Here is a 21,414-nt window from a genome sequence, read left to right on the forward strand (position 1 = left end):
CTCAGGGGCGGCGCAGGTCTCGGCGCAGCGCGTGGAGCTCCCGCGTCGCGCCGAGGCCGACCACGGCGACCAGGTCGCCCCCGACGCGCAGCTCGGTGAGCAGCCCGCCGCCGTCGAGCGTGCGGTGCTCCGGGGTGGCGCCGGGCACGGCGACGCCGAACCCGGCGACCTGGGCGCCGTGCAGCACGAGGGTGAACCCGGCGTCGGGCACGTACGGGCCGGGGTCCGGGCCGCCGACGAGACGGCGCAGGACGGCGCGTGCCGCGTGGGCGCCCTGCGCGACGGCGGCGTCCCAGTGGTCGGTCCGGAACCGTCGTCCGCGCCGGTCCCGGTGGACGGCGACCGCCCCGGCCGCGAACAGGCCGGGCGCGCCGGGGACGGCGAGGCGGTCGTCGACGTCGACGCCGCCGCCGGTGCCGGGTGCGGCGGGCGCGGTGCCGTGCGCGACGACCGCGAGGTCGGACTCCAGGACCGTCCCGCCCGCGAGGCGCACCGTGACGCCGCCCGGGTGCTCGATCACCGCCTCGACCCGGCGGCCGAGATGGGCGTCGAGGTGCTCCTCGTGGCGCAGGGCGGCGGCGCGCGCGACCGCGGTCCCGAGCGCCCCCGCGAGCGGGAGCCGGGAGCGGGCGACGAGGTGGACGGTCGCGCCGACCTCGGCGAGCCAGGCGGCGGTCTCGGAACCGACGAACCCGGCGCCGAGCACGGTGACCGTGCGGCGCGCGGGATCGGGGCCGAGCAGGGCACGCATCCGCTCGGCGTCCCGCGCGGTGTGCAGGTGCACCACGCGGGACTCCCCGCCGTCGGCGCCCGCGAGCGCCGGGACGCGGTCCACGGCCGGACCGGGGCGAGGCACCGCCCCGGTCGCGAGGACGACGGCGGCGGCGGTGAGCTCGCGCCCGTCCGCGAGGACGACGGCCCGCCGCGCGGGGCCCAGCCCGGTCGCGCGCGCCCGCACGAGCTCGACGTCGGGCGGCACCGGCAGGGCGGCCTGCTCCGCGGTGAGCAGACCCTGGAGGATCGCCTTGTCGACGAGGGTGCGCAGGTACGGCTCCCCCTCCTCGCCGTGCACGAGGGCGACGCGACCGTCGAACCCCTCGCCGAGCAGCGTCGTCACGGCTGCGAGCCCGGCTGCTCCGCCGCCGACCACCACCACGTCCGGCCTGTCCACGTCGCCCATCTCTCCTCCTTGACCTCCATACCCCCTGTGGGTATATTCGCCATCCTAGCCATACCCCACGGGGGTATCAGCACCGAGGAGGAGCGTCGTGAGCATCGTCGAGATCGAGTACCAGGTGACCGGGATGACGTGCGGCCACTGCGAGATGTCGGTGCGCGAGGAGGTCGGGCAGGTGCCCGGCGTCACCGCGATCGACGTGAGCGCGACCACCGGTCGGCTGGTCGTCACGGCCGACCAGCCCCTCGACGACGCCGCGGTCCTCGCCGCCGTCGACGAGGCCGGCTACACGGCGGAGCGGACGCGATGAGAGCCCCCGCCCGGATCGCGCTCTACGTCGCCGGGCTCGGGGTCGTGTTCGTGGCCTCGGCCGCGGTCGCGGGCGCCGTCGTCCCCGAGGGGGCGCTGTCGGAGCCGCCCGCCGCGCACGCGCCGGAGCAGCACGTCGCCACGAGCGACGACCCCTCGCAGGAGACCACGAGAGGAGCGGACATGGTCGGCGGACTGTCCTTGGAGCAGGGCGGCTACACGCTCGGCGAGATCGAGGCGCCGCAGTCGCCGGGCACGCCCGGCGAGCTCGCCTTCACCCTGACCGACCCGACGGGCGCGCCGGTGACCGACTTCGCCGTCGCGCACGAGCAGCGCCTGCACCTCGTCGTCGTGCGCTCCGACGGGGCGCACTACCGCCACGCCCACCCCGAGCTGGACGACGCCGGCCGCTGGTCGGTGCCCTGGACGTGGGACGCCGCGGGCACCTACCGCGTGTACGCCGACGCCGTCCCCGCCGGCGGCGACCCGATCACCCTGAGCCGCACCGTCGAGGTCGCGGGCGACGTCGTGCCCGTCCGGGCGGGAGCCCCCACGACCACGGCGTCCGTCGACGGGTACGACGTCACGCTCGACGGGAGCCTCCAGGTCGGCACGGCCTCGCGCCTGACGCTCGAGGTCACGCGGGACGGCGAGCCGGTCACGACGCTCGAGCCGTACCTCGGCGCGTTCGGCCACCTCGTCGCGCTCCGCGACGGCGACCTCGCCTACCTGCACGCCCACCCCGAGGGCGCGGAGGCCGCGCCCGGCGAGGTCTCGGGCCCGACCGTGGCGTTCGCCGTCGAGGCACCCACCGCGGGCCGGTACCTCCTGTACCTCGACTTCCAGGTCGAGGGCCAGGTGCGCACCGCGGCCTTCACCGTCGAGGCCACCGGCGCCACGTCGACCCCGGCCGACGCCCCGGCCGACGACGACCCCGCCGCGCACGACGACCACTGACCACCCTGCACCGGGCAGCCCGCTGCCCGGCCGGAAGGAGAACCTCATGACGGCATCGGCCGCCCCGTCGCCGGGGACGTTCGTCGAGCTCGAGATCGGGGGGATGACCTGCGCCTCGTGCGCCATGCGGATCGAGAAGAAGCTCAACCGGCTCGACGGCGTCACCGCGACCGTGAACTACGCGACGGAGAAGGCGAGGGTCACCGTCCCGGACGGCGTCGACACGGCCACGCTCATCGCGGAGGTCGAGAAGACGGGCTACACGGCGCAGGTCCCGCGCGCCGAGGCCCCCGCCGCCAAGGAGGACGCGGGCACGGACGCGGACGACCCCGAGCTCACCGCGCTGCGGCACCGGCTGATCGGCGCCGTCGTGCTGTCGGTGCCGGTCATCGCCATGGCGATGATCCCCGCGCTCCAGTTCACGTACTGGCAGTGGGCGAGCCTCGTGCTCACCGCGCCCGTCGTGGTGTGGGCGGCGTGGCCGTTCCACCGCGCCGCGTGGACCAACCTGCGCCACGGCGCGGCCACCATGGACACCCTGATCTCCGTCGGGACCAGCGCCGCGTTCCTCTGGTCGCTGTACGCGCTCTTCCTCGGCACGGCCGGGGAGCCGGGCATGACGCACCCGTTCACGCTCTCGGTCGCCCGGACCGACGGCGCGGCGAACATCTACCTCGAGGTCGCCGCGGGCGTCACGACGTTCATCCTCGCGGGCCGCTACTTCGAGAAGCGGTCCAAGCGGCAGGCGGGCGCCGCGCTGCGCGCCCTGCTCGAGCTCGGCGCGAAGGACGTCGCGGTGCTGCGCGACGGCGCGGAGACCCGCATCCCGATCACCGACCTCGCCGTGGGCGACGAGTTCGTCGTGCGCCCGGGCGAGAAGATCGCGACGGACGGCACGGTCGTGGCCGGCACGTCCGCCGTCGACGCCTCGATGCTCACGGGCGAGTCCGTGCCCGTCGAGGTCGGGGAGGGCGACGCCGTCACCGGGGCGACCGTCAACGCCGGGGGGCGGCTCGTCGTCCGCGCGACGCGCGTCGGCGGCGACACCCAGCTCGCGCAGATGGCGCGCCTCGTCGAGGACGCGCAGTCCGGCAAGGCGCAGGTCCAGCGCCTCGCCGACCGGGTCTCCGCGATCTTCGTCCCCATCGCCATCGCGATCGCCGTCGGCGCGCTGGGCGCGTGGCTCGGGGCGGGCGCCCCGGCCTCGGCGGCGTTCACGGCCGCCGTCGCGGTCCTCATCATCGCGTGCCCGTGCGCCCTGGGCCTCGCCACCCCGACGGCGCTGCTCGTCGGGACGGGGCGCGGCGCGCAGATGGGCGTCCTCATCAAGGGGCCGGAGGTCCTGGAGTCCACGCGTTCCGTGGACACCGTCGTGCTCGACAAGACGGGCACCGTGACGACGGGCGTCATGACGCTCACCGACGTCGTCACCGGGACGGGCACCGACCGCGCGGAGCTCCTGCGCCTCGCGGGCGCGCTCGAGGACGCCTCCGAGCACCCCGTCGCCCGGGCGATCGCCCGCGGCGCGGTCCAGGAGGTCGGCCCGCTGCCCGTGCCCACGGAGTTCACCAACGTCGAGGGCAAGGGCGTGCAGGGCGTCGTGGACGGGCACGCCGTCCTCGTCGGCCGCGAGTCGCTCCTCGCCGAGTGGGCGCAGCACCTCCCGCGCGAGCTCGCCGACGCCAAGGCGCGCGCCGAGGAGCAGGGCGGCACGGCCGTCGTCGTCGGCTGGGACGGGCAGGCCCGCGGCATCCTCGTGGTGGCCGACGCGGTCAAGCCCACGAGCGCCGAGGCGATCCGCCAGCTCCGCGCCCTCGGCCTCACCCCGGTGCTCCTCACCGGGGACAACGCGACCGTCGCCCGACGGATCGCGGCCGAGGTCGGCATCGACGAGGTGATCGCGGAGGTCATGCCGCGCGACAAGGTCGACGTCGTCAGCCGGCTCCAGGGCGAGGGCAAGGTCGTCGCGATGGTCGGCGACGGCGTGAACGACGCCGCCGCGCTCGCCCAGGCGGACCTGGGCCTCGCCATGGGGACAGGCACGGACGTCGCGATCGAGGCCGCCGACATCACGCTCGTGCGGGGCGACCTCCGCTCCGCGGCCGACGCGATCCGGCTCGCGCGCCGGACGCTCGGGACGATCAAGGTGAACCTCTTCTGGGCCTTCGCCTACAACGTCGCCGCGATCCCGCTCGCCGCGCTCGGCCTGCTCAACCCCATGCTCGCCGGTGCCGCGATGGCGTTCTCGAGCGTCTTCGTGGTGGGCAACAGCCTGCGGCTGCGCTCGTTCTCCAGCCGCGCGACCGGCACGCAGCCCGGCACGCCCGCCCCGACCGCGCCGACGGCCCGGCTCGCCGGCGTCTGACCCCGACCCCGACCCTCCAGGAGGACCCCGCATGTGCCAGCACCACGACGACACGCATCCCGGCCACGACGACCACCCGCACGACGGCGGGCACCACGGTGCGCACGACACGGCGCACCACCACGCGCCCGCGACCGCCGCGGGGGTCGCGCCTGCGAGGGGTGAGACGGCGGACGACGACCTCGCCGAGTGCCCCGTGATGCGCGGGAGCATGGTCGCGAAGGCCCACGCCGAGGCGGCCGGGCTCGTGCGCGACCACGAGGGCGTGCGCTACTGGCTGTGCTGCTCGTCGTGCGGCCCGCTGTTCGACGCCGACCCGGCCCGGTACGCGCGCGCCGCCTGACCGCACGGATCACCGGCCGCGCGTCGTCCCGGCACCCTCGTGCCCGGTGCCGCACCCTCCCGGTGCGGTGCCGGGCACGCGTCGTGCGACGGACGGGCGGTGGGACGGAGGCTCAGGCGCGCGACGCCGTCACGTCGCCGACGACGCGCACCTCCACGTCGACGCCGTCCACGGTCTCGGGGACCGCGACGTCGTCGGACGTCACGTTCACGCGCAGCAGCCAGTCGTCGCCGACGCCGGACGTCCCGGCCCCGCGCACCGGGGCGCCAGTCAGGTCGGCGCGCGCGATGCCGACGCCGGTCACGCCGTCGAGGCCCGCGAGCTCGTCGCGCAGCGCGGCCTTGGCCTCCCGGGCTCGTTCGAGGGTCGCCACGGCAACCACCTCCCGCACCCATTGTGCGCCCGACGGCGGCCGGAAGGCAGGGCCGAGCGTCCCGCCCCCGAGGGGTCGGGCGAGCAGACCCGTCCGGACGGCCCGGGCAGCGTCGCGCCGGCTCAGCCGAGCAGCGTCGCGCCCAGCCGATCGAGCACGGTCCCGATCGGGTTGCAGTACGTGAGCCCGGTGCCGTTCGCGCCGCCGGTCTCCGACCCCGCGAACAGCAGCCCCAGCGCCACGCCGTCCTCGCGGTACACGAGCGACCCGGAGTCGCCGCCGCGCGAGAAGGGCCCGTCTCCCGTGGACTCGACCTCGATCTGGTCGTCGAAGCGCAGCGCGCCGAGCCCGTCGCCGTACCCGACGACGACGTCGTCGAGCTCGATCGCCGTGACCCGGCCCGCGGTGACGCCCGTGGTCCGGCCCGACTTGCCCACGACCTCGCCGCCCAGCGCGACCGCCGCCGTCGTGATCCGGCCGACCGGGTACTCCGGGTCGACCTCCGGGTCGTCGAGCAGCGCGACCGCGGCGTCCACGGTCTGCGTGCCCCCCGCCTCCAGGGGGACCAGCCCGGCGAGGGTCCCCACGCGGTCGTCGGGCGCGCGACCGCCGTCGGCCGGGCCGGGCTGCACGACGACGTCCCCCACCCGCGCGGCCGGCGAGCCGACGAGCACGTGCCAGTTGGACAGCGCGTAGACCGAGGCCTCGTCGGCGCCGTCGACGGCGGGCGGCGCGACGCGCACGAACGCCCCGAGCGTCCCCGCGGTGACGTCGACGTGCGCGACGGAGACCCCGGGCCGCAGCGGCCGGACACGGCCGGTCTCGCCGGTCGCGTACGCGGTGACGACGGGCGGGCGCACGCCCGGGCCGTCGTTACGGGCACGCCCGGCGCCCGGCGCGGCGGTGAGCGGACGGATGCGGCCCGTGCGCCGCACGTCCACCGTGTCGCCCGCCTCCGAGGCGACCTTGCGCGCGATGCTGCGCGCGGTGGGCACCCCGAGGCGGTACCGGACCGCGATCGCGTACCCGCCGTCGTCGTGCGGGGCGAGCCCGATCGCGAGCGTGGGGGCGCGCACGGCCTCCGCGGCGTCGGGCACGTCGCGCGCCTCGATCGCCGTGTCCGACCGGCCCGGCAGGCCCGACCGCTCGGCGAGCTCGCGCGCGTAGTCCGCGAGCTGCGACTTGATCTCCCGTGCCTTCTGCTGGTCCATCGGTGCACCGTCCCCTCGCCCGGCGGACGGCTCCCGCCGCCCGCGTCCTGCCGAGCGAGTCTGGCGGCAGCCGCCCACACGCGCACCGCGGCGCGCCGCACCCGCGTCAGGCGCGCAGGAGCTGCTCCACCCGGACGGACCGGCGGCGCGCGACGACGAGCGTCGTCACCGCGACGGACACGAGGCCCCACAGGACCAGGGCCACGGCGTCGCCCGCTCCCCCGGCCGCGCCGGGGTCGACGATCGACGTGAGCAGGCGGAGCGCCGAGCCCACCGGCAGGACGTCCCGCAGGCTCGTGAGCGCGACCGGGACGGTCGCGACGATGCCGGTCGCGACGAGCAGCACCGCGACGAGCAGGCCGATCGCGCGCCCCACGTTCCCGAGGAGCGCGGCGAGCGCCTGGTTGAGCGCGACGAACACGACCGACGCGAGCGCCCCGGCCGCGAGCAGACCGATCCAGCCGCCCACGCTCGCCCCCTCGACCGCGGCGAGGACGCCGCCGACCACGAGACCGGTCGCCGCGGCGATCCCGGCCGGGAGCGCGAGCGCCGCGAGCGCGAGCCGGCCGGGGCCGCGCGTCGACCCGAGGAGCCGTGCCGGGACCGGCGGGAACGCGACGAAGATCGCGAGCGCGCCCAGCCACAGCGCGAGCACCGCGAACAGCGGGCCGGTCGAGCCGGTCCCGAGGTCGTCGACGCCGGGCGCGGCCACGGGGTCGGCCACGACGCTCGCGAGGTTCTCGCGCTCCGCGTCGGTGTACGAGGGGATCTGCCCGGTCGCCTCGCCCAGACCGTCGGCGAGGTCGGACGTGCCGCCCGCGAGCTGCCCGACGCCGCCCGCGAGGTCGCCCGCGCCCGTCGCCAGCTCCTGGGTGCCGGTCGCGAGCTGGTCCGCGCCGGTCCCGAGGGCGCCGACGCCGTCGGCGAGCCGGTCCGCGCCGCTGCCGAGTGCCCCGACGCCGGCGGCCAGGCCGTCGGCCCCGGTGGACAGCTGGCCCGCGCCGCCGGAGAGCTGCGCCGCGCCGTCCGCGACCTGGCCCGCCCCGGGCGCGAGCTGCCCGAGCCCGGCGGAGAGCGCGGCCGCGCCCTGGGCCACTCCGGCGGCCCCGGTCGACGCCTGCGCCGCGCCCGCGGCCAGGTCGTCGGCGCCCGTAGCGAGCCGGTCGACGCCCGCCGCGAGCGCGTACAGACCGGTCGGGGCGCCACCCTGGCCCGACGGCGAGCCCGCCAGGGCCTCGTTCCCCGCGGCGACGCCCGCCGCGCCCGCGGCGAGCGGGCGCAGCGCGGCGAGCTGCTGGTCGAGCGCCTGGCACGTCGGGCTCGCCGGGTCCTGCGCGCACCCGGCGGCGACCTTCTGCTGCTCGAGACCGGCGACGACCTGGGCGAGGCCGCCCGCCACGTCGCGCGAGCCCGTCGCGAGCGCGGTCGCGGTCTCGGGGAGCGACCGGCCCGTCGACGTGCCGTCGGGCAGCCGCACGTCCGCGATCGAGGCGTCGAGCGCGCCGAGCCCGCTCGCGAGGTCCGACGCCCCGGTGGACAGCGCACCCACGCCGCCCGCGAGGCTCTGCGCCCCGGAGGCCAGCTGCCCCGCGCCCGCGGCGCTCTGGTCGACGCCGTCCGCCACCTGCCGCGACCCCGCGGCGAGGCCCTGGGCGCCGCTCGCGACGCCCTGCGCGCCCGACGCGAGCTGGTCCGCGCCGCTGCCGAGCTCCCCGACCCCGGCGGCGAGGCCGTCCGCGCCCGTACCGAGCTCCCCGACGCCGGACGCGAGCGCGCCCGCCCCGGTGGCGACCTCGCCCGCGCCCGACGCGAGCTGCGTCGCCCCGTCGCTCGCCTGGGCGGCGCCGTCGGCGAGCTGGTCCGCGCCGTCGGCCGCCTCGCCGAGCTGGTCGTGGAGCGTCGTGAACCCGGTGAGGACGCCGTCCACGTAGTTCTCGGTGAGCGTCGTGCCGAGCACCGACGTCGCGGTCGTCGTGACGATGCGCGCGAGCGCCTCGTCGACGACCCGCCCGCCGGGCGTCGTCTCGACGGACAGCGTGGCCTGCGTCGCGGCCGACGGGTCGCCGCCGAACGACGTAGCCGCCGCGGAGAAGTTCTCCGGGATCGTCACGACGGCCGCGTACGTGCCGTCGGCGAGCCCGGCCGCGGCGTCGTCCGCGTCGGTGATGACCCAGTCGTAGTTCGTCGTCCCCGGGTCGGGCTGCACGGCGACCGCGCCGGTGTCGGTCGAGGCGGCGCCGCCGCTGACGAGCCCGGCGGTGAGCTGACGGCCGAGCGGGACGGTCTGGCCGTCCACCTCGACCGGCTCGTCGAGGTTCACGACCGCGGCCTTGACCGTGTCCAGCCGCTCCTGCGGGTTCCACAGCGCCCACAGGAGCAGGCCGAGGACGGCGAGGGGCAGCGCGACGGCGGCGGCCACGGTCCACGCGCGCCGGGCGTCGACGCGGCGGGGGCGCGTCCCGCCGGTCGGTGCGTCCGGGATGGTCGGGTCGGTCGGGACCGGCTCGGGCGGGAAGACGCTCATGCGGGCACCTCCTCGGTGCGCGGGCCGACGACGGGCGCGGCGGGGACGGTGCGGTCGGGGTGGTGCGGGTCGTGCAGGTCGAGCACGGGCGTCCCGGGCGGGGCGAGGTCCGTGGGTGCCGGGCCGACCGCGCCGAGCACCACCGCCGTGCCGCGCCCCGCCGCCTCGGCGAGCACCTCGGCCAGCGCGGTCCGCTCGGCGGGCGACGTGACGGCGTCGGTCCCGACGACCGCGAGGAGCCGGGGCCGCTCGCGCAGGACCTCGGCGACGCTCGCCGCCGCCGGCACGCGGTGCGCCGCGGGCGCCGGTGCGTCGCCGGGGAGCGCGGCGACGTCCGCCGCGAGGTCCACGAGCGCGACGCGGCGCCGCACGGTCAGCGCACGCTCCGGCAGCACCAGGCCCGTGACCTTGAGCGCCCCGCTCGTCGGGCGCAGGCGCCCCGCGAGCGCCAGCACGACCCCGGACACCGCCGCGGGCGACTCCCCGTGCACGACGAGCGACCCGCCGTCGGGCACCCGGACCGTGACCGGCTCGGCCAGCGGGCCGCGCGCGCCGGCGACCACGAGGTCGTGCGCGACGACCGCGTCCGTGCTGCCCGGCTCCGGCCAGTCCGCGAGCGCGAGCTCCTTCGACAGCCCCTCGCCCTCGACGTCGAACGACGGCAGCACCCGGTCGAGCCAGCGCGGCATCCACCACGCCTTGTCGCCGAGCAGGGCGAGCACGGCCGGGACGAGCGTCATGCGCACGACGAACGCGTCGACGAGCACGCCCACCGCGAGGCCGAGCGCGATGGGTTTGAGGCTCATGTCGCCCTCCGGCACGAACGCCACGAACACGGCGAACATGATGACCGCGGCCGCGGTGACGACCTTCGCCGACGCCTGGAACCCCGTGAAGATCGACCGCCGGGCCTGGCCCGAGTGCACGTAGTCCTCGCGGATGCGCGCCACGAGGAACACCTCGTAGTCCATCGCGAGGCCGAACAGCACGCCCATGAGGACGATCGGCATGAACGAGATGACCGGCCCGAGCCGTGTCACGTGCAGCGCGTCGGCGAGGAACCCGTGCTCGAACACGAGCGTCACGACGCCGAACGCCGCGCCGACCGAGAACAGGTAGCCGAGCGTCGCCTTGATCGGCACCGCGACCGACCGGAACACCATCGTCAGCAGCACGAGCGACAGGCCGACGACGACGAACGCGAACGGCAGCAGCGCCGCCCCGAGCTTCGCCGAGACGTCGATCCCGACGGCCGTGAAGCCCGTGACCGCGAGGTCGACGCCGTACTCGTCGAGGAAGTGGTCGTGCTGCGCGCGGATCTCCGTGACGAGGTCCTTCGTCTCCTCCGAGTCCGGCGCGCCCGTCGGGACGACCTGCACGATGCCCGTGTCCGCCGTGAGGTTCGGCGTCGCGAGCGGCACGTCCGCCACGCCCGGGAGGTCCGCGATCTCGTCGCCCAGGTCGTTCATGAGACCCACGGGGTCCGTCGACGTGACGATCGTGCCCGTGACGATGAGCGGCCCGTTGAAGCCCGGGCCGAAGTGCTCCGACACCAGGTCGTACGTGACGCGCGCCTGGTTGTCCTCGGGCAGCGTCCCCGCGTCGGGCAGCGCGAGCTGCAGGTCGCGCGCCGGCAGCGTGAGCAGCACGATCGCGGCGACGACGAGCCCGATGGTCAGCAGCGGGATCCGCGTGACGGCGCGCACCCACCCCGCGAAGAAGCGGTTGCGGTGCGCGGTCGTGGTCGGGTCGGAGACTTCTCGGGTCGGGTCCGCGGCGGGGGCGCCCTCGGTGCTCGGGGCTGCCGCGCCGTCACCCGGGTCGTCCGGGCGGGGGTTCACGAGCGCGGCTTGACGCCCTGTCGCATCCGAGGCCGCCCCCACCGCTCGGTCGGTCCGTCGCCCGCGCGACCCGGTCGCCCCGGTCGCCCCGGTCGCCCCGGTCGACCTTCCGCCGTCCGCTCCCGCGGCCGCACGCCGTCGCCCACGCCCTCGACGGCGCGGTGCCTTCGGGCGGAGGCGCTCGCCCGCGAAGCCCAGCATGGCGGGCAGCAGCGTGATCGAGACGAGGACGGCGAGCCCGACCCCGACGGCGGCGGCGACGCCCATGACGGTGAGGAACGGGATGCCGGCGACGCCGAGGCCGACGAGCGCGATCATGACGGTGAGGCCCGCGAAGATGACGGCCGAGCCGGCTGTGGCGACGGCCCGCGCCGTGGCCTCCTCGACGCTGAGGCCGCTCGCGAGCTCGTCGCGCTGCCGGGACACGATGAACAGCGCGTAGTCGATGCCGACGGCGAGGCCGAGCATGACGGCGAGCATCGGGGTCGTGGAGTTGATCTGCGCGACGGCGGTCGCGGCGAACAGGAACCCCATGCTCACGCCGACCCCGACGACGGCGTTGAGGAGCGGCAGACCGGCGGCGACGAACGAGCCGAACGTGAGCACGAGCACGACGAGCGCGACGAGGAGGCCGAGCGCCTCGGTGACGGTGAGGGTCGGGAACTCGGTGCTGAAGAGCTGCCCGCCGAGCGCGGCCTGCGCGCCGTCGGGCAGGGCCGCGGCGAGGTCGTCGACGACGTCGCCGAGCGCGTCCTTCGTGGCGTCGGTGACCTCGCTCTGGCCCTCGTCGAGCTGGACGGTCATGAGGGTCGCGACGTCGTCGTCGCTGACCGACGCGGGCATGGTGTCGTCGTAGGGGGAGGTGACGGCGGCGACGCCGTCGACGTCGCCGAGCGCGGTGACGGCGTCCTCCACGGGGCCGCGGACGGCGTCGTCCTCGATGGTCGAGCCGTCGGGAGCGACGACGACGACCTGCGCGGACGCCCCGCTGACCTGCGGGAACGTGGCGGCGAGACGGTCGAGCGCGGCCTGCGACTCGGTGCCGGGGATGGTCACCTCGTCGTCGAGGCCCTGGCCGACGAGCCCGGCGAGCCCTCCGGCCAGCACGAGGATGCCGATCCAGGCCACGAGGACGAGCCGGCGCGCCCCGACCGCCCAACGGCCGAGCGAGTACAGCGCTGAGGACACGAGCGGCCTCCCGGGGAGAGTGCAGACGGATTCGAGGATACGCCGCTGTATCCGATGCGCGAACGTATCGGATACACTCGTGCATCGCAAGGCCGCCCGGTTCGGGCGGCGCCGTCCGACAGTGGGAGCATGTCCGGCGTGACGACGGACCTCGACCCGACCCGAGTCGACCGCGCGGAGAGCGACGCGCCGCTCTCGCGGCGCCGCGAGCGCACGCGCGAGCGCCTGCTCGACGCCGCCTACGGGCTCTTCGCCGAGCACGGCATCAACGGCACCTCGATCGAGGCGGTGTGCGAGGCCGCGGGCTTCACCCGCGGCGCGTTCTACTCGAACTTCGAGTCGAAGGAGTCGCTGTTCCTCGCCCTCACGGAGCGCGAGATCCGGACGCGCATGCGCAACCTCGAGGCCGCCGTCGAGCACCTGCCCGACGACCCGGTCCGCGACGGCGTCATCGCGCCCGACACGATCGCCGCGATCGTCGCGGCCGTCATGGCCGACCCGCGCGACGAGCGCCGCTGGTGCCTCATGAGCGCGGAGCTCGAGCTGCTCGCGCTGCGCGACCCGCAGGTCGCGGCGCGGTTCGCGGACCAGGAGGAGTCGTTCCGCGCCGAGCTCGCGGGCATCCTCACCCGCGTGCTCACCGAGGTCGGCATGCGGTTCGCGATCGACCCGGCCGCCGCGACGCGCGTGCTCATCAGCGCGTACACGTGCGCCGCGCGCGACGCGTTCCTCAGCCCCGCGGGCGACGACGCCGTGCAGCGCGCCCAGAGCGCGGACTGGCTCCCGGCGCTCGTCGGCCGGCTCGTCGAGCCGCTGCCCGCCGCGGGCTGACCCGCTTCCCCGGGTGTGGGTGGTGCGCGTCACACTGGCGGCATGACACTCACCTTCAGCGGCGCCGTGGTCGACTGCGCCGACCCCGCCGTCGTGGCGGACTTCTGGCAGACCGCGCTCGGGTGGACGGGCCGCGAGACCGGCCCGCACGGCGAGGCCGTGCTCTTCCCGCGCGACGGCGAGACGATCCTCGGGCCGCCGAGCCTCGTCTTCCAGCGCGTCCCCGAGGGCAAGACGGTGAAGAACCGCCTCCACCTCGACTTCTCGTCGTCGACCCAGGCCGCCGACGTCGCACGGCTCGAAGAGCTCGGCGCACGCCGCGTCGACGTCGGGCAGGGCGAGCACGAGACGTTCGTCGTCCTGGCGGACGTCGAGGGCAACGAGTTCTGCGTCCTGCGCGGCGACTGACCCCGCGTCACGCGCGGCCGGGGCGGTACACCGCGGCCGAGCCCGGGGGCGGCTCCCCCACGTCCGCGACGGGGCGCGGGTCGTACGCCTCCGCGGTGAGGTCCGCCCGCTCGACGCGCGAGAGCCGGAACCAGCGGATCGCCTCGCGCGTGCGGCACCACGCGACGAGGTACCAGCGGCCGTCGGTGTGCGCGAGCAGCACGGGCTCGACGCGACGCGTCGACGTCGCCCCGCGCCCGTCCCGGTAGCGCATCGCCAGCACGCGCCCGCCCGCGATCGACTGCTCGACCGCGCGCAGCACCCCGAGGTGGGTCCGCGCACGCCCGACGACGTCGCCCCGGCCCGGCGCGGTCGTGTCACCGTGCGGCTCTCCCGGGTGGACCGCGGCGGGCGGGACGGCGGGCGGGCCTGCTGCGGGCGGGACGACGTCGGGCGGGCTCGCGGGCGGGACGGCGTCGGGCAGGTCCGGGTCCGGCACGGCGTGGCGGACCCACACGCGGGCGGCGAGCGCCTCGGCCCGTGCGCGATCGCCCGCGCCGAGCGCGTCCCACACCTTCCCGCGGGCGGCGAGGGCGTCGACCGCGAACGGGCTGCCGGGCGGGAGCGTCGCGAGCGCGACGGCCACGGCGACGGCCTGGCCGGGCGTGAAGTTCACGGGCGGCAGCGACGCGCTCGGGTCGAGCACGTACCCGCCCCCGGGGCCCGCCTGGGCCCAGATCGTGAGCCCGGCCTGCTGGAGTGCGGCGACGTCGCGCTTGATCGTCCGCTCGCTCACCTCGAGCGCCGCGGCGAGGCGCGGCCCCGTCGTGCCCGTCCGGCCCGCGCGGCGCAGCTCCTCCGCGAGCGCGTAGAGGCGCTCCGTCCTGTTCACCCCAGAATGGTGACAGACAGGTGTCACCGACACCCTGCGAGGGTGGCTGCATGAGCACCCACGGAACGCCCGAGCAGCGCGTCCACGTCGTCCTCGTCCCCGGCTTCTGGCTGGGCGCGTGGGCCTGGGACGACGTCGCCCCCCACCTCGAGGCCGCCGGCCTGGTCCCGCACCCGGTGACCCTGCCGGGCCTGGAGCCCGGCGCGACCGCGGCCGACCGCGCGCACGTCACGCGCGCGGACCACGTCGCCGCGGTCACGCGCCTCGTCGACGGGCTCGACGGCCGCGTCGTGCTCGTGGGGCACAGCGGCGGCGGGCCGGTCGTGCAGGAGGCCCTCGACCGGGACCCTGCGCGCATCGAGCGCGTCGTCTACGTCGACACGGGCCCGCTCGTCGACGGCGCGGCGCTGTCGCCGGACCTCCCGGCCGACGCCGCGGAGGTCCCGCTCCCGACGTGGGAGGAGCTCGCCGCGGCCGGGTCGAGCGTCGACGGGCTGGACGAGGCCGCGCTGGCGCGGTTCCGCGAGCGGGCGGTGCCCACCCCGGGACCCGTCGCGCGGGGGGCGGTGCGGGTGTCGGACCCGCGCCGCCTGCGGGTGCCCGCGACCGCCGTGTGCTCGTCGATCCCGTCCGCCGTCCTCGCCGAGATGGCGCACCCGGGGCCTCCCCTGCACACCGAGCTGGGCGAGGTCGAGGACGTCACCTACGTCGACCTCCCGACCGGCCACTGGCCGATGCTCTCGCGCCCCCGGGACCTCGCGGCCGTGATCGTCGACGCCGTCTCCTGACCCCCGGGTGAGACATCGTGCACGTTCCGGAAAAAAGTCTCCGAAGTCGCGTCACAGATGGAGACTTCTGCCGTCTCCTCGTGTGGACGGCCGACCGGCCGCCGCAGAACGACGGACGACGAGACGGACCATGCACGACACCCTGCCCTCCGCCCCCTCGCGCACCGAGGTGCGCACCGCCCTGCTCTGGGCGCTCGAGAACGACCGCGACGCGCTCCTCGAGCACCGCGAGACGACCCAGCACTGCCTGTGGGCGGCCGCGCGCGGCGCCGCCGACCGGCGCCTCGTGCGGCGCTGGCGCGCGGCGGCCGCAGGGCTCCCGTCGACCGTCGCCTGACGCCGGTCGCCTGACGCCGGTCACCTGACGCTGACCGTCGGTGGGAGCCCTGCGGGCCGCCGCCCGCGGGCGGCGGCCCGGTCAGCCGAGCGTCGTCGGCAGCGCGGCGTCGCCCTCGCCCGGGGCGGCCCCCAGCACGTGCTCCGCGAGGAAGGCCAGCACCACCTGGTACCAGACCTTCGCGTGCTGCGGCTGGAGGATCCAGTGGTTCTCGTCCGGGTAGAAGAGGAACCGGTGCACCGTGTCGCCGTCCGGGCCGGCGGGCAGCCCGGACGACGCGAGCAGCTCGTACCAGAGCCGCAGACCCTCGCCGATCGGCACGCGGTAGTCCTTGTCGCCGTGGATGACGAGCATCGGCGTCACGATGTCCTGGACGAACCGGTGCGGGCTGTTCTCCAGCGCCATCTCGTCCGTCATCTCGCGCGCCCAGTAGTACGCGTGGTCGGTCGTCGGGCCGAACTGGTCGAGCGCCCACAGGCTCGCGTGCGTGACGATCGCGCGGAAGCGGTCCGTGTGGCCCGCGACCCAGTTCGCCATGTACCCGCCGAAGGACCCGCCCATCGCGGCCGTCCGGGTCGCGTCGATCTCCGGGCGCGCCTCCACGGCGTCCGTGATCGCGAGCAGGTCCGTGTACGGGGCCTTGCCCCACGCGCCCCAGCCGCGCTGCACGAAGTCCTGCCCGTACCCGGTCGACAGCGCCGGGTCCGGCAGCAGCACCGCGTAGCCCTGCGCGACCATCAGCCACGGGTTCCAGCGCCAGCTCCACGCGTTCCACGACCCGAGCGGGCCGCCGTGGATCCACAGCAGCAGCGGTGCCGGGTCCTCCGCGGACGCACCGCGCGGCAGCGCGAGCCAGCCTCGCACGCGCACGTCGTCCCCCGCCGCCGTCTCGACGTCGACGAGCGTGCCCGGCAGGTCGGGCGTCGCGACCGGGCCGCGCAGCGGCGTCGCGGGCACCGGCGTGCGGCCGCCCGGCGCGCCGGAGTCGAGGAACGCCCCGAGGTCGACGCGCACCGGGTGCGCGGGTTCCAGGTAGCTCGTCCGCAGCGCGTAGAGCGTCCGGCCGTCGGGCGCGACCTGCACGTCCGTGAACGTCGCGTCGTCGCTCGTCACGCGCTCGGCCGTGCCGTGCTCGGCCGCGCCGTTGCCCGCGGGGTCGAAGGGGACGAGGAAGACCGGGCCGCGGCCGTCGTCGTCCGCGGTGACGAGCAGGCCCGAGCCGTCGGGCAGCCAGCGCAGCGACGTCGGCCAGCGGTCCCAGTGCGGCACGAGCGTGCGCGGCGACGCGTGGTTCTCGGCGCGCGTCGTCGCCGAGTCGTCGTGGCCCTCCGCGGTCCCGGCGGGCCCGTCCGGCGCGTGCAGCGGCACGACGGCGAGGCTCTCCTCCGGTGCCTGGTGCGGCGTCGAGATGGTCTCGCGCACGAACGCGACCCACGCGCCGTCGGGCGAGATGCGGGGCGAGTGCGCCTCGGCGCTCGGCTCGTCGACGAGCGTGCGGCGCGCGCCCGTCGCCGTGTCGATCGCGACGAGCGTGCTGCGCACCTGCGGGCCGGGGCCCGGCACCTGCCACGTCGTGACGAGCGTCGTGCCGTCGGCGGACAGGTCCGCCGAGTGCTCGTGCAGCGCGCGCCCCGGTGCCGTGCCGTCGTGCCCGACGCCGCGGCTCACGTCGCGCAGGTCGAGCAGCCGCGCGTCGTGCTCGGCGGCGGCGTGCTCAGCGGCGGTGCCCTGTGCCCCCGCAGCGTGCGGCGCGGCGGCGAGCGGCGCGGTGCTTCCCGAGGCCGCCGGCGCGTCGGTCGGGGCGGCCGGGGCGGTCGGAGCCGGGAGGGGCTGCGCGGGCGCGTCGACCAGCGTCGTGAGGTCGCCGACGAACCGGTGCGCCTCGTCGGGACCGCGGTCGTGGTCCCACTGCCGCACCGGGTAGGCGCTGTGCAGGATCGCCGCGACCTTCGCGTCCTTGCGCGCCGACCGGAGCTCGGCGTCGTGCGCGAGGTCGCGCGCGCTCGGCAGCACCGACGCCGCGACCGACACGACCGGCGCGTCCGTCGCCGCGAGCGGCCCGCTCACGCCCGCGGGCGCCGTGGCGACCACGCGCGCCTCCCCGCCCGACGCCGGCAGCAGCCACAGCGCCGACGTCGCGTCGTCGTCGGCGCCACCGTCCGGGTCGGGCCGCGCCGACGTGAACAGCACGTCGCCCGCGCCGGTGAACGTCGCGCTCGACTCGCCCTTCGTGCTGCGCGTCAGCCGACGCGCGGGCGCCTCTCCCGCCGGGTCGACCTCCCACAGCGCCGCCCGGTACCCGGTGCGCTGGGGGTCGAGCGTCTGGACGGTCGTGACGAGGCGCGTCCCGTCGGGCGAGAGCGCGAGGCCCCCGACGCGCGGGATCGCGAGATATCGGTCGAGATCGTGGAACGGTCCCACGGTCGGGTCGGGTGTACCGGGCGTGCCAGCCAGATTGCTCACCCGTACGTCCTATCACGCCCCTCCCCCGGAAACGGGCTCCCGCCGGACACGACGTTACTGGCGGCATGAGGCCGACAACGGGAACAACGTCGTCGTGGAGGCGGGGAAGGGTCGTTCTCGGCGTGGGGGGCGCAGTATGGGCGCTCCGGTGGGGGCCGACGGGTTGCGCCGCGGTCCACAGGGCAGCGTGGCGCACTCTTCGTCCACAGGCTGCGGGCTCGTCGGTGCCCTGTCCGCCCGCGCCTGGTCGGATGGCCCGATGCGTCCGCTGACCGCCGTCCCGTCCGCGCTCCTCGACCTCGCCGAGCGCCAGGCCGGCCTGGTGTCCGCCGCGCAGTGCGACGCGTACGGGGTGAACGCGAACCGCCGGTCACGGCTCGTCGACCAGGGGAGGTGGCGACGCCCGACGCGCGGCGTGCTCGAGCCGGCACCCGGGACGCTGCCGCCGTCGGACCCTCGGGCCCACGACCGCCGTCGACGACGCGCCGCCTGGCTCGCTCTCCTCGCCTACGGGCCGGAGGCCATCGCCGTCGGGCCGTGCGCGCTCGTCCTGCTCGGCGTCCAGGGGGTCGGTCTCGACGTCGTCCCGCAGGTGACGTTGCCCGGCGCGCGCGGCGCGCTGTCCCGGGACGGGATCCGCCTGCGCCAGTTCGACGACGGGTTGACCGTCGTACGGGCCGAGGGACGCGCCGTCGCGAGCCCTGCCTGGGCACTCGCCCAGGCCGTTCCCGAGATGGGCCGGCGACGAGCGGTCGCGGCGATGGACAGCGCGGGGCACCTCGGCCTGCTCGACGCCGACGGCCTGGCGCGCGCCCATGACCTCGCGCGCGGTCGGCGCGGCGTGGCGCGCACCCACGCCTGGTGGGCCGAGTCCGACGCCCGCGCCGAGTCACCGCTCGAGACCTTCGCGCGCCTGGAGTGCGTCGACGCAGGGTTCGGGCCGGACGACCTCCAGGTCGACGTCGTCGACGACGGCCGGTTCATCGGTCGTGGAGATCTGGGGTGGCGGCTGCCGCGAGGGCGGTGGCTGATCGCGGAGATGGACGGCAGGGACGTCCACAGCACGCCCGAGGCGCTCCTGCGAGACCGCACGCGGCAGAACGCCCTCGTGACCCACGGCGGGGTGGAGCTGCTGCGCTTCACGGGCCGTGACCTCGCGGTCCCGGGGACGAGCCGCCCCGGTCGCATGACGACCGCCCTGCGTCACCATCTCGGTCGAGCACGAGGTTCCACGCCGTCGAGCACGAGCCTGCTGTCGTTATCAGGCCGATGACGACAACAACCCCGTGTTCGGCGGGACGGAGGCGTCGGTCAGTCGTTCCGCTTCGACATTTCCGCGAGCATGTCGTTGTACTCCTGGAGCTCGGCGTCGCCGTCGCGGTCGGCCTGGCGGTCGCGGCGCTTGGCCTCGCGCTCGTCCGAGCGCGTCCACATGACGGCGACGACGATCGCGAGGATGAGGGTCGGCAGCTCGCCGATGCCCCACGCGACGGCGCCGCCGCGCTGCTGGTCGGCGATGGCGCTCGGGCCCCACTCGCGGCCGAGGAGGCCGAACCACTCGGGGACGAGCAGCTCCTCGCCCGAGGTGAGCGCGACGCCGAAGAACGCGTGGAACGCCATGGTCGCGAACAGCAGGAGCAGACGCTGCGGGTAGGGCGGGCGGTGCGGGCCGGGGTCGATCCCGACGAGCGCGTTCGCGAACAGGTACCCCGCGAGCGTGAAGTGCACCAGCATGACGAGATGGCCGGCGTACGTCGTGAGCGCGTACTCGAACGCGGGCGTGTAGTAGAAGACGATCATCGAGCCGGCGAAGTTCACCGCCGCGACGATCGGGTTCGCGAAGAACTGGCCCACGCGCGACGTGACGAGGGCGAGCACCCACTCGCGCGGTCCTCGCGACCCGTCCTTGCGCGGCGGCACCGCGCGCACCAGGAGCGTCACGGGAGCGGCGAGCACGAGGAAGATCGGCACGACCATCGCGAGGATCATGTGCTGGACCATGTGCGCGCTGAACAGCACGTGGCCGTACATCGCCGGGCCGCCGGACGTGACCCAGAACAGGACGAGGATCCCCAGGCACCAGGAGACGGTGCGCCCCACCGACCACGAGTCGCCGCGCCGCGCGAGGCGGCGCACCCAGCGCAGGTACACGACGATCGCCGCGACGCACGCGAACGCGGGCAGCAGGTCCCAGCGCCACTCGGTGAACCAGCGGGCGAGCGTCGGCTCCGGCGGGAGCGCGTGCCCCGTCACCTGGTACGCGGCGGAGGTGTCGAGCGGCTCCTCCTGCGGCACCGGCGGGGCGGTGGACCCGAGCGCGACCGCGACGCCGGACACGGCGCCCATGATCGCGAGCTCGACCGCGACGAGGCGCCAGAACAGCCAGCGCGTGCCCTCCGCGGCCGTGGCCCGTGCGCTCGTGGACGACGACGTCCCGCCCGTCCCGGCACCGCTCGCCGGGGCGCCGTCCCCGGCCGGGCGGGTGGCCGCCGTCGGGCCGGCGAGGCGACGCACGACGAGCTCGCGGTGCGCGAAGCCGACCGCGCCGAGGACGAGCAGGAGAGCGAGCTTGGTGAGCAGGAGGATGCCGTAGTCCGTCGTCAGGCCGGCGAGGGAGTCGACCCGGATGCTCGCGTTCGCGATGCCCGAGACGGCGACGGCGACGTAGCACCACAGCGCGATCGCGGAGTACCGCGCGACGGACGACGCGAAGTCCGCGCGGCCCAGGCCACCGCGCACGCGCACGACGGCGAGCGTCCCGAGCCCGCCGACCCACAGCGCGGCGCCGGCCAGGTGCAGGAACATCGAGGAGACGGCGAGCTCGTGGCTCACCGCGCCGGCCGCGTGGCCGGTGTTGGCCTGCATCGCGAGGGCGACGAGGGCGAGGGCCGCGGTCCACATCGCCCCGGTCGCGCTGCGCACGGCGAGCGCGACGGCGGACGTCAGGGCCGCGACGACGACGATCGCGAGGTAGTTCCGGCCGAGGCTGACCTGAGAGACGAAGAGGCCGAGCTGGTCGCCGAACGTCGGGTTGGTGACCGGCGTGCTCGAGATGGAGGAGTAGCGCAGCACGACCTGCAGGACGGTGAGCACCGCCCACGTGGCCGACGCCGCCCCCGCGACGCCGAGCGCCTTGCGCACGGGCGTCCCGGCGGGCAGCACGCACGCCGCGAGGACGAGCGAGCCGAGCGTCAGCGCGACGGCGAGCTCGGTGAGCACCGTGACGACCGGGGTGCCGAGGCGCGCCAGGGCGCCCGGGTCCGGGAAGCCGGCGGGGACGGTGAACGCGGCCGAGAACGCGCCGGCGGCGAGCACGGCGACGACCGCGACGACGACGGCGAACGGCCCGGCGACGACGAGCCACCACGGGTTCGCGGGTCGGGCGTCCGAGGGCGCGCGGCGCAGGGCAGTGGTGGTCACCCCTCCAG

Annotated in this window: 17 protein-coding genes; 9 read left to right on the forward strand and 8 right to left on the reverse strand. The window is 76.3% G+C overall.

Annotated features, from left to right (window positions below; genetic code table 11):
- Position 1: 1 nt before the first annotated feature.
- Complete coding sequence (locus B9L22_RS04710; protein ID WP_086149372.1) at positions 2 to 1,180, reverse strand: FAD-dependent oxidoreductase; 1,179 nt, start codon at positions 1,178 to 1,180, stop codon at positions 2 to 4.
- A 124-nt stretch (positions 1,181 to 1,304) separates the two neighbouring features.
- Between B9L22_RS04710 and B9L22_RS04715 the strand changes: the two genes are divergently transcribed.
- The 4 genes from B9L22_RS04715 to B9L22_RS04730 are packed head-to-tail and all read left to right on the forward strand — an operon-like array spanning position 1,305 to position 5,151.
- Positions 1,305 to 1,487 (forward strand): heavy-metal-associated domain-containing protein, encoded by a 183-nt coding sequence (locus B9L22_RS04715; RefSeq protein WP_034650939.1) that lies wholly within the window; start codon positions 1,305 to 1,307, stop codon positions 1,485 to 1,487.
- Complete coding sequence (locus B9L22_RS04720; protein WP_086149373.1) at positions 1,484 to 2,443, forward strand: heavy metal-binding domain-containing protein; 960 nt, start codon at positions 1,484 to 1,486, stop codon at positions 2,441 to 2,443. Before B9L22_RS04715 ends, B9L22_RS04720 begins: the two co-directional genes overlap by 4 nt.
- 46 nt (positions 2,444 to 2,489) lie before the next feature.
- Positions 2,490 to 4,808 carry a cation-translocating P-type ATPase gene (locus tag B9L22_RS04725; RefSeq protein WP_086149374.1) on the forward strand — a complete coding sequence of 773 codons (2,319 nt, stop codon included), beginning with the start codon at positions 2,490 to 2,492 and terminating at the stop codon, positions 4,806 to 4,808.
- 31 nt (positions 4,809 to 4,839) lie between these two features.
- Entirely contained in the window at positions 4,840 to 5,151 is a 312-nt protein-coding gene (locus B9L22_RS04730; protein ID WP_086149375.1) for a hypothetical protein, read from the forward strand.
- Positions 5,152 to 5,263: 112 nt separating this feature from the next.
- On the opposite strand, the gene B9L22_RS04735 is transcribed toward B9L22_RS04730, so the two are convergent.
- From B9L22_RS04735 to B9L22_RS04750, 4 genes are all read right to left on the reverse strand, one after another.
- Positions 5,264 to 5,524 (reverse strand): hypothetical protein, encoded by a 261-nt coding sequence (locus B9L22_RS04735; protein ID WP_228485195.1) that lies wholly within the window; start codon positions 5,522 to 5,524, stop codon positions 5,264 to 5,266.
- Positions 5,525 to 5,646: 122 nt separating this feature from the next.
- The gene (locus tag B9L22_RS04740) at positions 5,647 to 6,735 is read right to left on the reverse strand and encodes a hypothetical protein (protein ID WP_086149376.1); all 1,089 of its coding nucleotides are present in this window, start codon (positions 6,733 to 6,735) and stop codon (positions 5,647 to 5,649) included.
- A 106-nt stretch (positions 6,736 to 6,841) separates the two neighbouring features.
- The gene (locus B9L22_RS04745; protein ID WP_086149377.1) at positions 6,842 to 9,259 is read right to left on the reverse strand and encodes a YhgE/Pip domain-containing protein; all 2,418 of its coding nucleotides are present in this window, start codon (positions 9,257 to 9,259) and stop codon (positions 6,842 to 6,844) included.
- Complete coding sequence (locus B9L22_RS04750; protein WP_086149378.1) at positions 9,256 to 12,288, reverse strand: MMPL family transporter; 3,033 nt, start codon at positions 12,286 to 12,288, stop codon at positions 9,256 to 9,258. The genes B9L22_RS04745 and B9L22_RS04750 overlap by 4 nt, the downstream gene beginning before the upstream one ends.
- Before the next feature lie 129 nt (positions 12,289 to 12,417).
- Here B9L22_RS04750 and B9L22_RS04755 point away from each other — a divergent pair, with 129 nt between their 5' ends.
- Positions 12,418 to 13,119, forward strand: coding sequence for a TetR/AcrR family transcriptional regulator (locus B9L22_RS04755; RefSeq protein WP_086149379.1), 702 nt, complete (start codon positions 12,418 to 12,420; stop codon positions 13,117 to 13,119).
- Between the two features lie 42 nt (positions 13,120 to 13,161).
- Complete coding sequence (locus tag B9L22_RS04760) at positions 13,162 to 13,527, forward strand: VOC family protein (RefSeq protein WP_086149380.1); 366 nt, start codon at positions 13,162 to 13,164, stop codon at positions 13,525 to 13,527.
- Between the two features lie 7 nt (positions 13,528 to 13,534).
- Here the strand turns inward: B9L22_RS04760 and B9L22_RS04765 are convergent, their stop codons facing one another.
- Positions 13,535 to 14,398, reverse strand: a complete 864-nt coding sequence (locus B9L22_RS04765; protein ID WP_086149381.1) for a YafY family protein — start codon at positions 14,396 to 14,398, stop codon at positions 13,535 to 13,537.
- 50 nt (positions 14,399 to 14,448) lie between these two features.
- Here B9L22_RS04765 and B9L22_RS04770 point away from each other — a divergent pair, with 50 nt between their 5' ends.
- Positions 14,449 to 15,186: an alpha/beta fold hydrolase gene (locus tag B9L22_RS04770; protein ID WP_086149382.1), complete on the forward strand. Its 738-nt coding sequence runs from the start codon at positions 14,449 to 14,451 to the stop codon at positions 15,184 to 15,186.
- Positions 15,187 to 15,316: 130 nt separating this feature from the next.
- Positions 15,317 to 15,523 (forward strand): hypothetical protein, encoded by a 207-nt coding sequence (locus B9L22_RS04775; RefSeq protein ID WP_061267027.1) that lies wholly within the window; start codon positions 15,317 to 15,319, stop codon positions 15,521 to 15,523.
- A gap of 81 nt (positions 15,524 to 15,604) precedes the next feature.
- On the opposite strand, the gene B9L22_RS04780 is transcribed toward B9L22_RS04775, so the two are convergent.
- Positions 15,605 to 17,977 (reverse strand): prolyl oligopeptidase family serine peptidase, encoded by a 2,373-nt coding sequence (locus B9L22_RS04780; RefSeq protein ID WP_369824805.1) that lies wholly within the window; start codon positions 17,975 to 17,977, stop codon positions 15,605 to 15,607.
- 268 nt (positions 17,978 to 18,245) lie between these two features.
- Here B9L22_RS04780 and B9L22_RS04785 point away from each other — a divergent pair, with 268 nt between their 5' ends.
- Entirely contained in the window at positions 18,246 to 19,259 is a 1,014-nt protein-coding gene (locus tag B9L22_RS04785; RefSeq protein WP_086149383.1) for a type IV toxin-antitoxin system AbiEi family antitoxin domain-containing protein, read from the forward strand.
- Between the two features lie 38 nt (positions 19,260 to 19,297).
- On the opposite strand, the gene B9L22_RS04790 is transcribed toward B9L22_RS04785, so the two are convergent.
- On the reverse strand, positions 19,298 to 21,406 hold the full coding sequence (locus tag B9L22_RS04790; protein WP_086149384.1) for a cytochrome c oxidase assembly protein: 2,109 nt from the start codon (positions 21,404 to 21,406) through the stop codon (positions 19,298 to 19,300).
- Between the last annotated feature and the right edge of the window lie 8 nt (positions 21,407 to 21,414).

The sequence above is a fragment of the Cellulosimicrobium sp. KWT-B genome, assembly GCF_002127155.1.
GTDB lineage: Bacteria > Actinomycetota > Actinomycetes > Actinomycetales > Cellulomonadaceae > Cellulosimicrobium > Cellulosimicrobium funkei.

Excerpts from the sequence above, each read along its gene's own strand:
- B9L22_RS04710 (WP_086149372.1), bottom strand. The coding sequence starts at position 1,180 with ATGGGCGACGTGGACAGGCCGGACGTGGTGGTGGTCGGCGGCGGAGCA.
- B9L22_RS04715 (WP_034650939.1), top strand. The coding sequence starts at position 1,305 with ATGACGTGCGGCCACTGCGAGATGTCGGTGCGCGAGGAGGTCGGGCAG.
- B9L22_RS04720 (WP_086149373.1), top strand. The coding sequence starts at position 1,484 with ATGAGAGCCCCCGCCCGGATCGCGCTCTACGTCGCCGGGCTCGGGGTC.
- B9L22_RS04725 (WP_086149374.1), top strand. The coding sequence starts at position 2,490 with ATGACGGCATCGGCCGCCCCGTCGCCGGGGACGTTCGTCGAGCTCGAG.
- B9L22_RS04730 (WP_086149375.1), top strand. The coding sequence starts at position 4,840 with ATGTGCCAGCACCACGACGACACGCATCCCGGCCACGACGACCACCCG.
- B9L22_RS04740 (WP_086149376.1), bottom strand. The coding sequence starts at position 6,735 with ATGGACCAGCAGAAGGCACGGGAGATCAAGTCGCAGCTCGCGGACTAC.
- B9L22_RS04745 (WP_086149377.1), bottom strand. The coding sequence starts at position 9,259 with ATGAGCGTCTTCCCGCCCGAGCCGGTCCCGACCGACCCGACCATCCCG.
- B9L22_RS04755 (WP_086149379.1), top strand. The coding sequence starts at position 12,418 with ATGTCCGGCGTGACGACGGACCTCGACCCGACCCGAGTCGACCGCGCG.
- B9L22_RS04760 (WP_086149380.1), top strand. The coding sequence starts at position 13,162 with ATGACACTCACCTTCAGCGGCGCCGTGGTCGACTGCGCCGACCCCGCC.
- B9L22_RS04770 (WP_086149382.1), top strand. The coding sequence starts at position 14,449 with ATGAGCACCCACGGAACGCCCGAGCAGCGCGTCCACGTCGTCCTCGTC.
- B9L22_RS04775 (WP_061267027.1), top strand. The coding sequence starts at position 15,317 with ATGCACGACACCCTGCCCTCCGCCCCCTCGCGCACCGAGGTGCGCACC.
- B9L22_RS04785 (WP_086149383.1), top strand. The coding sequence starts at position 18,246 with ATGCGTCCGCTGACCGCCGTCCCGTCCGCGCTCCTCGACCTCGCCGAG.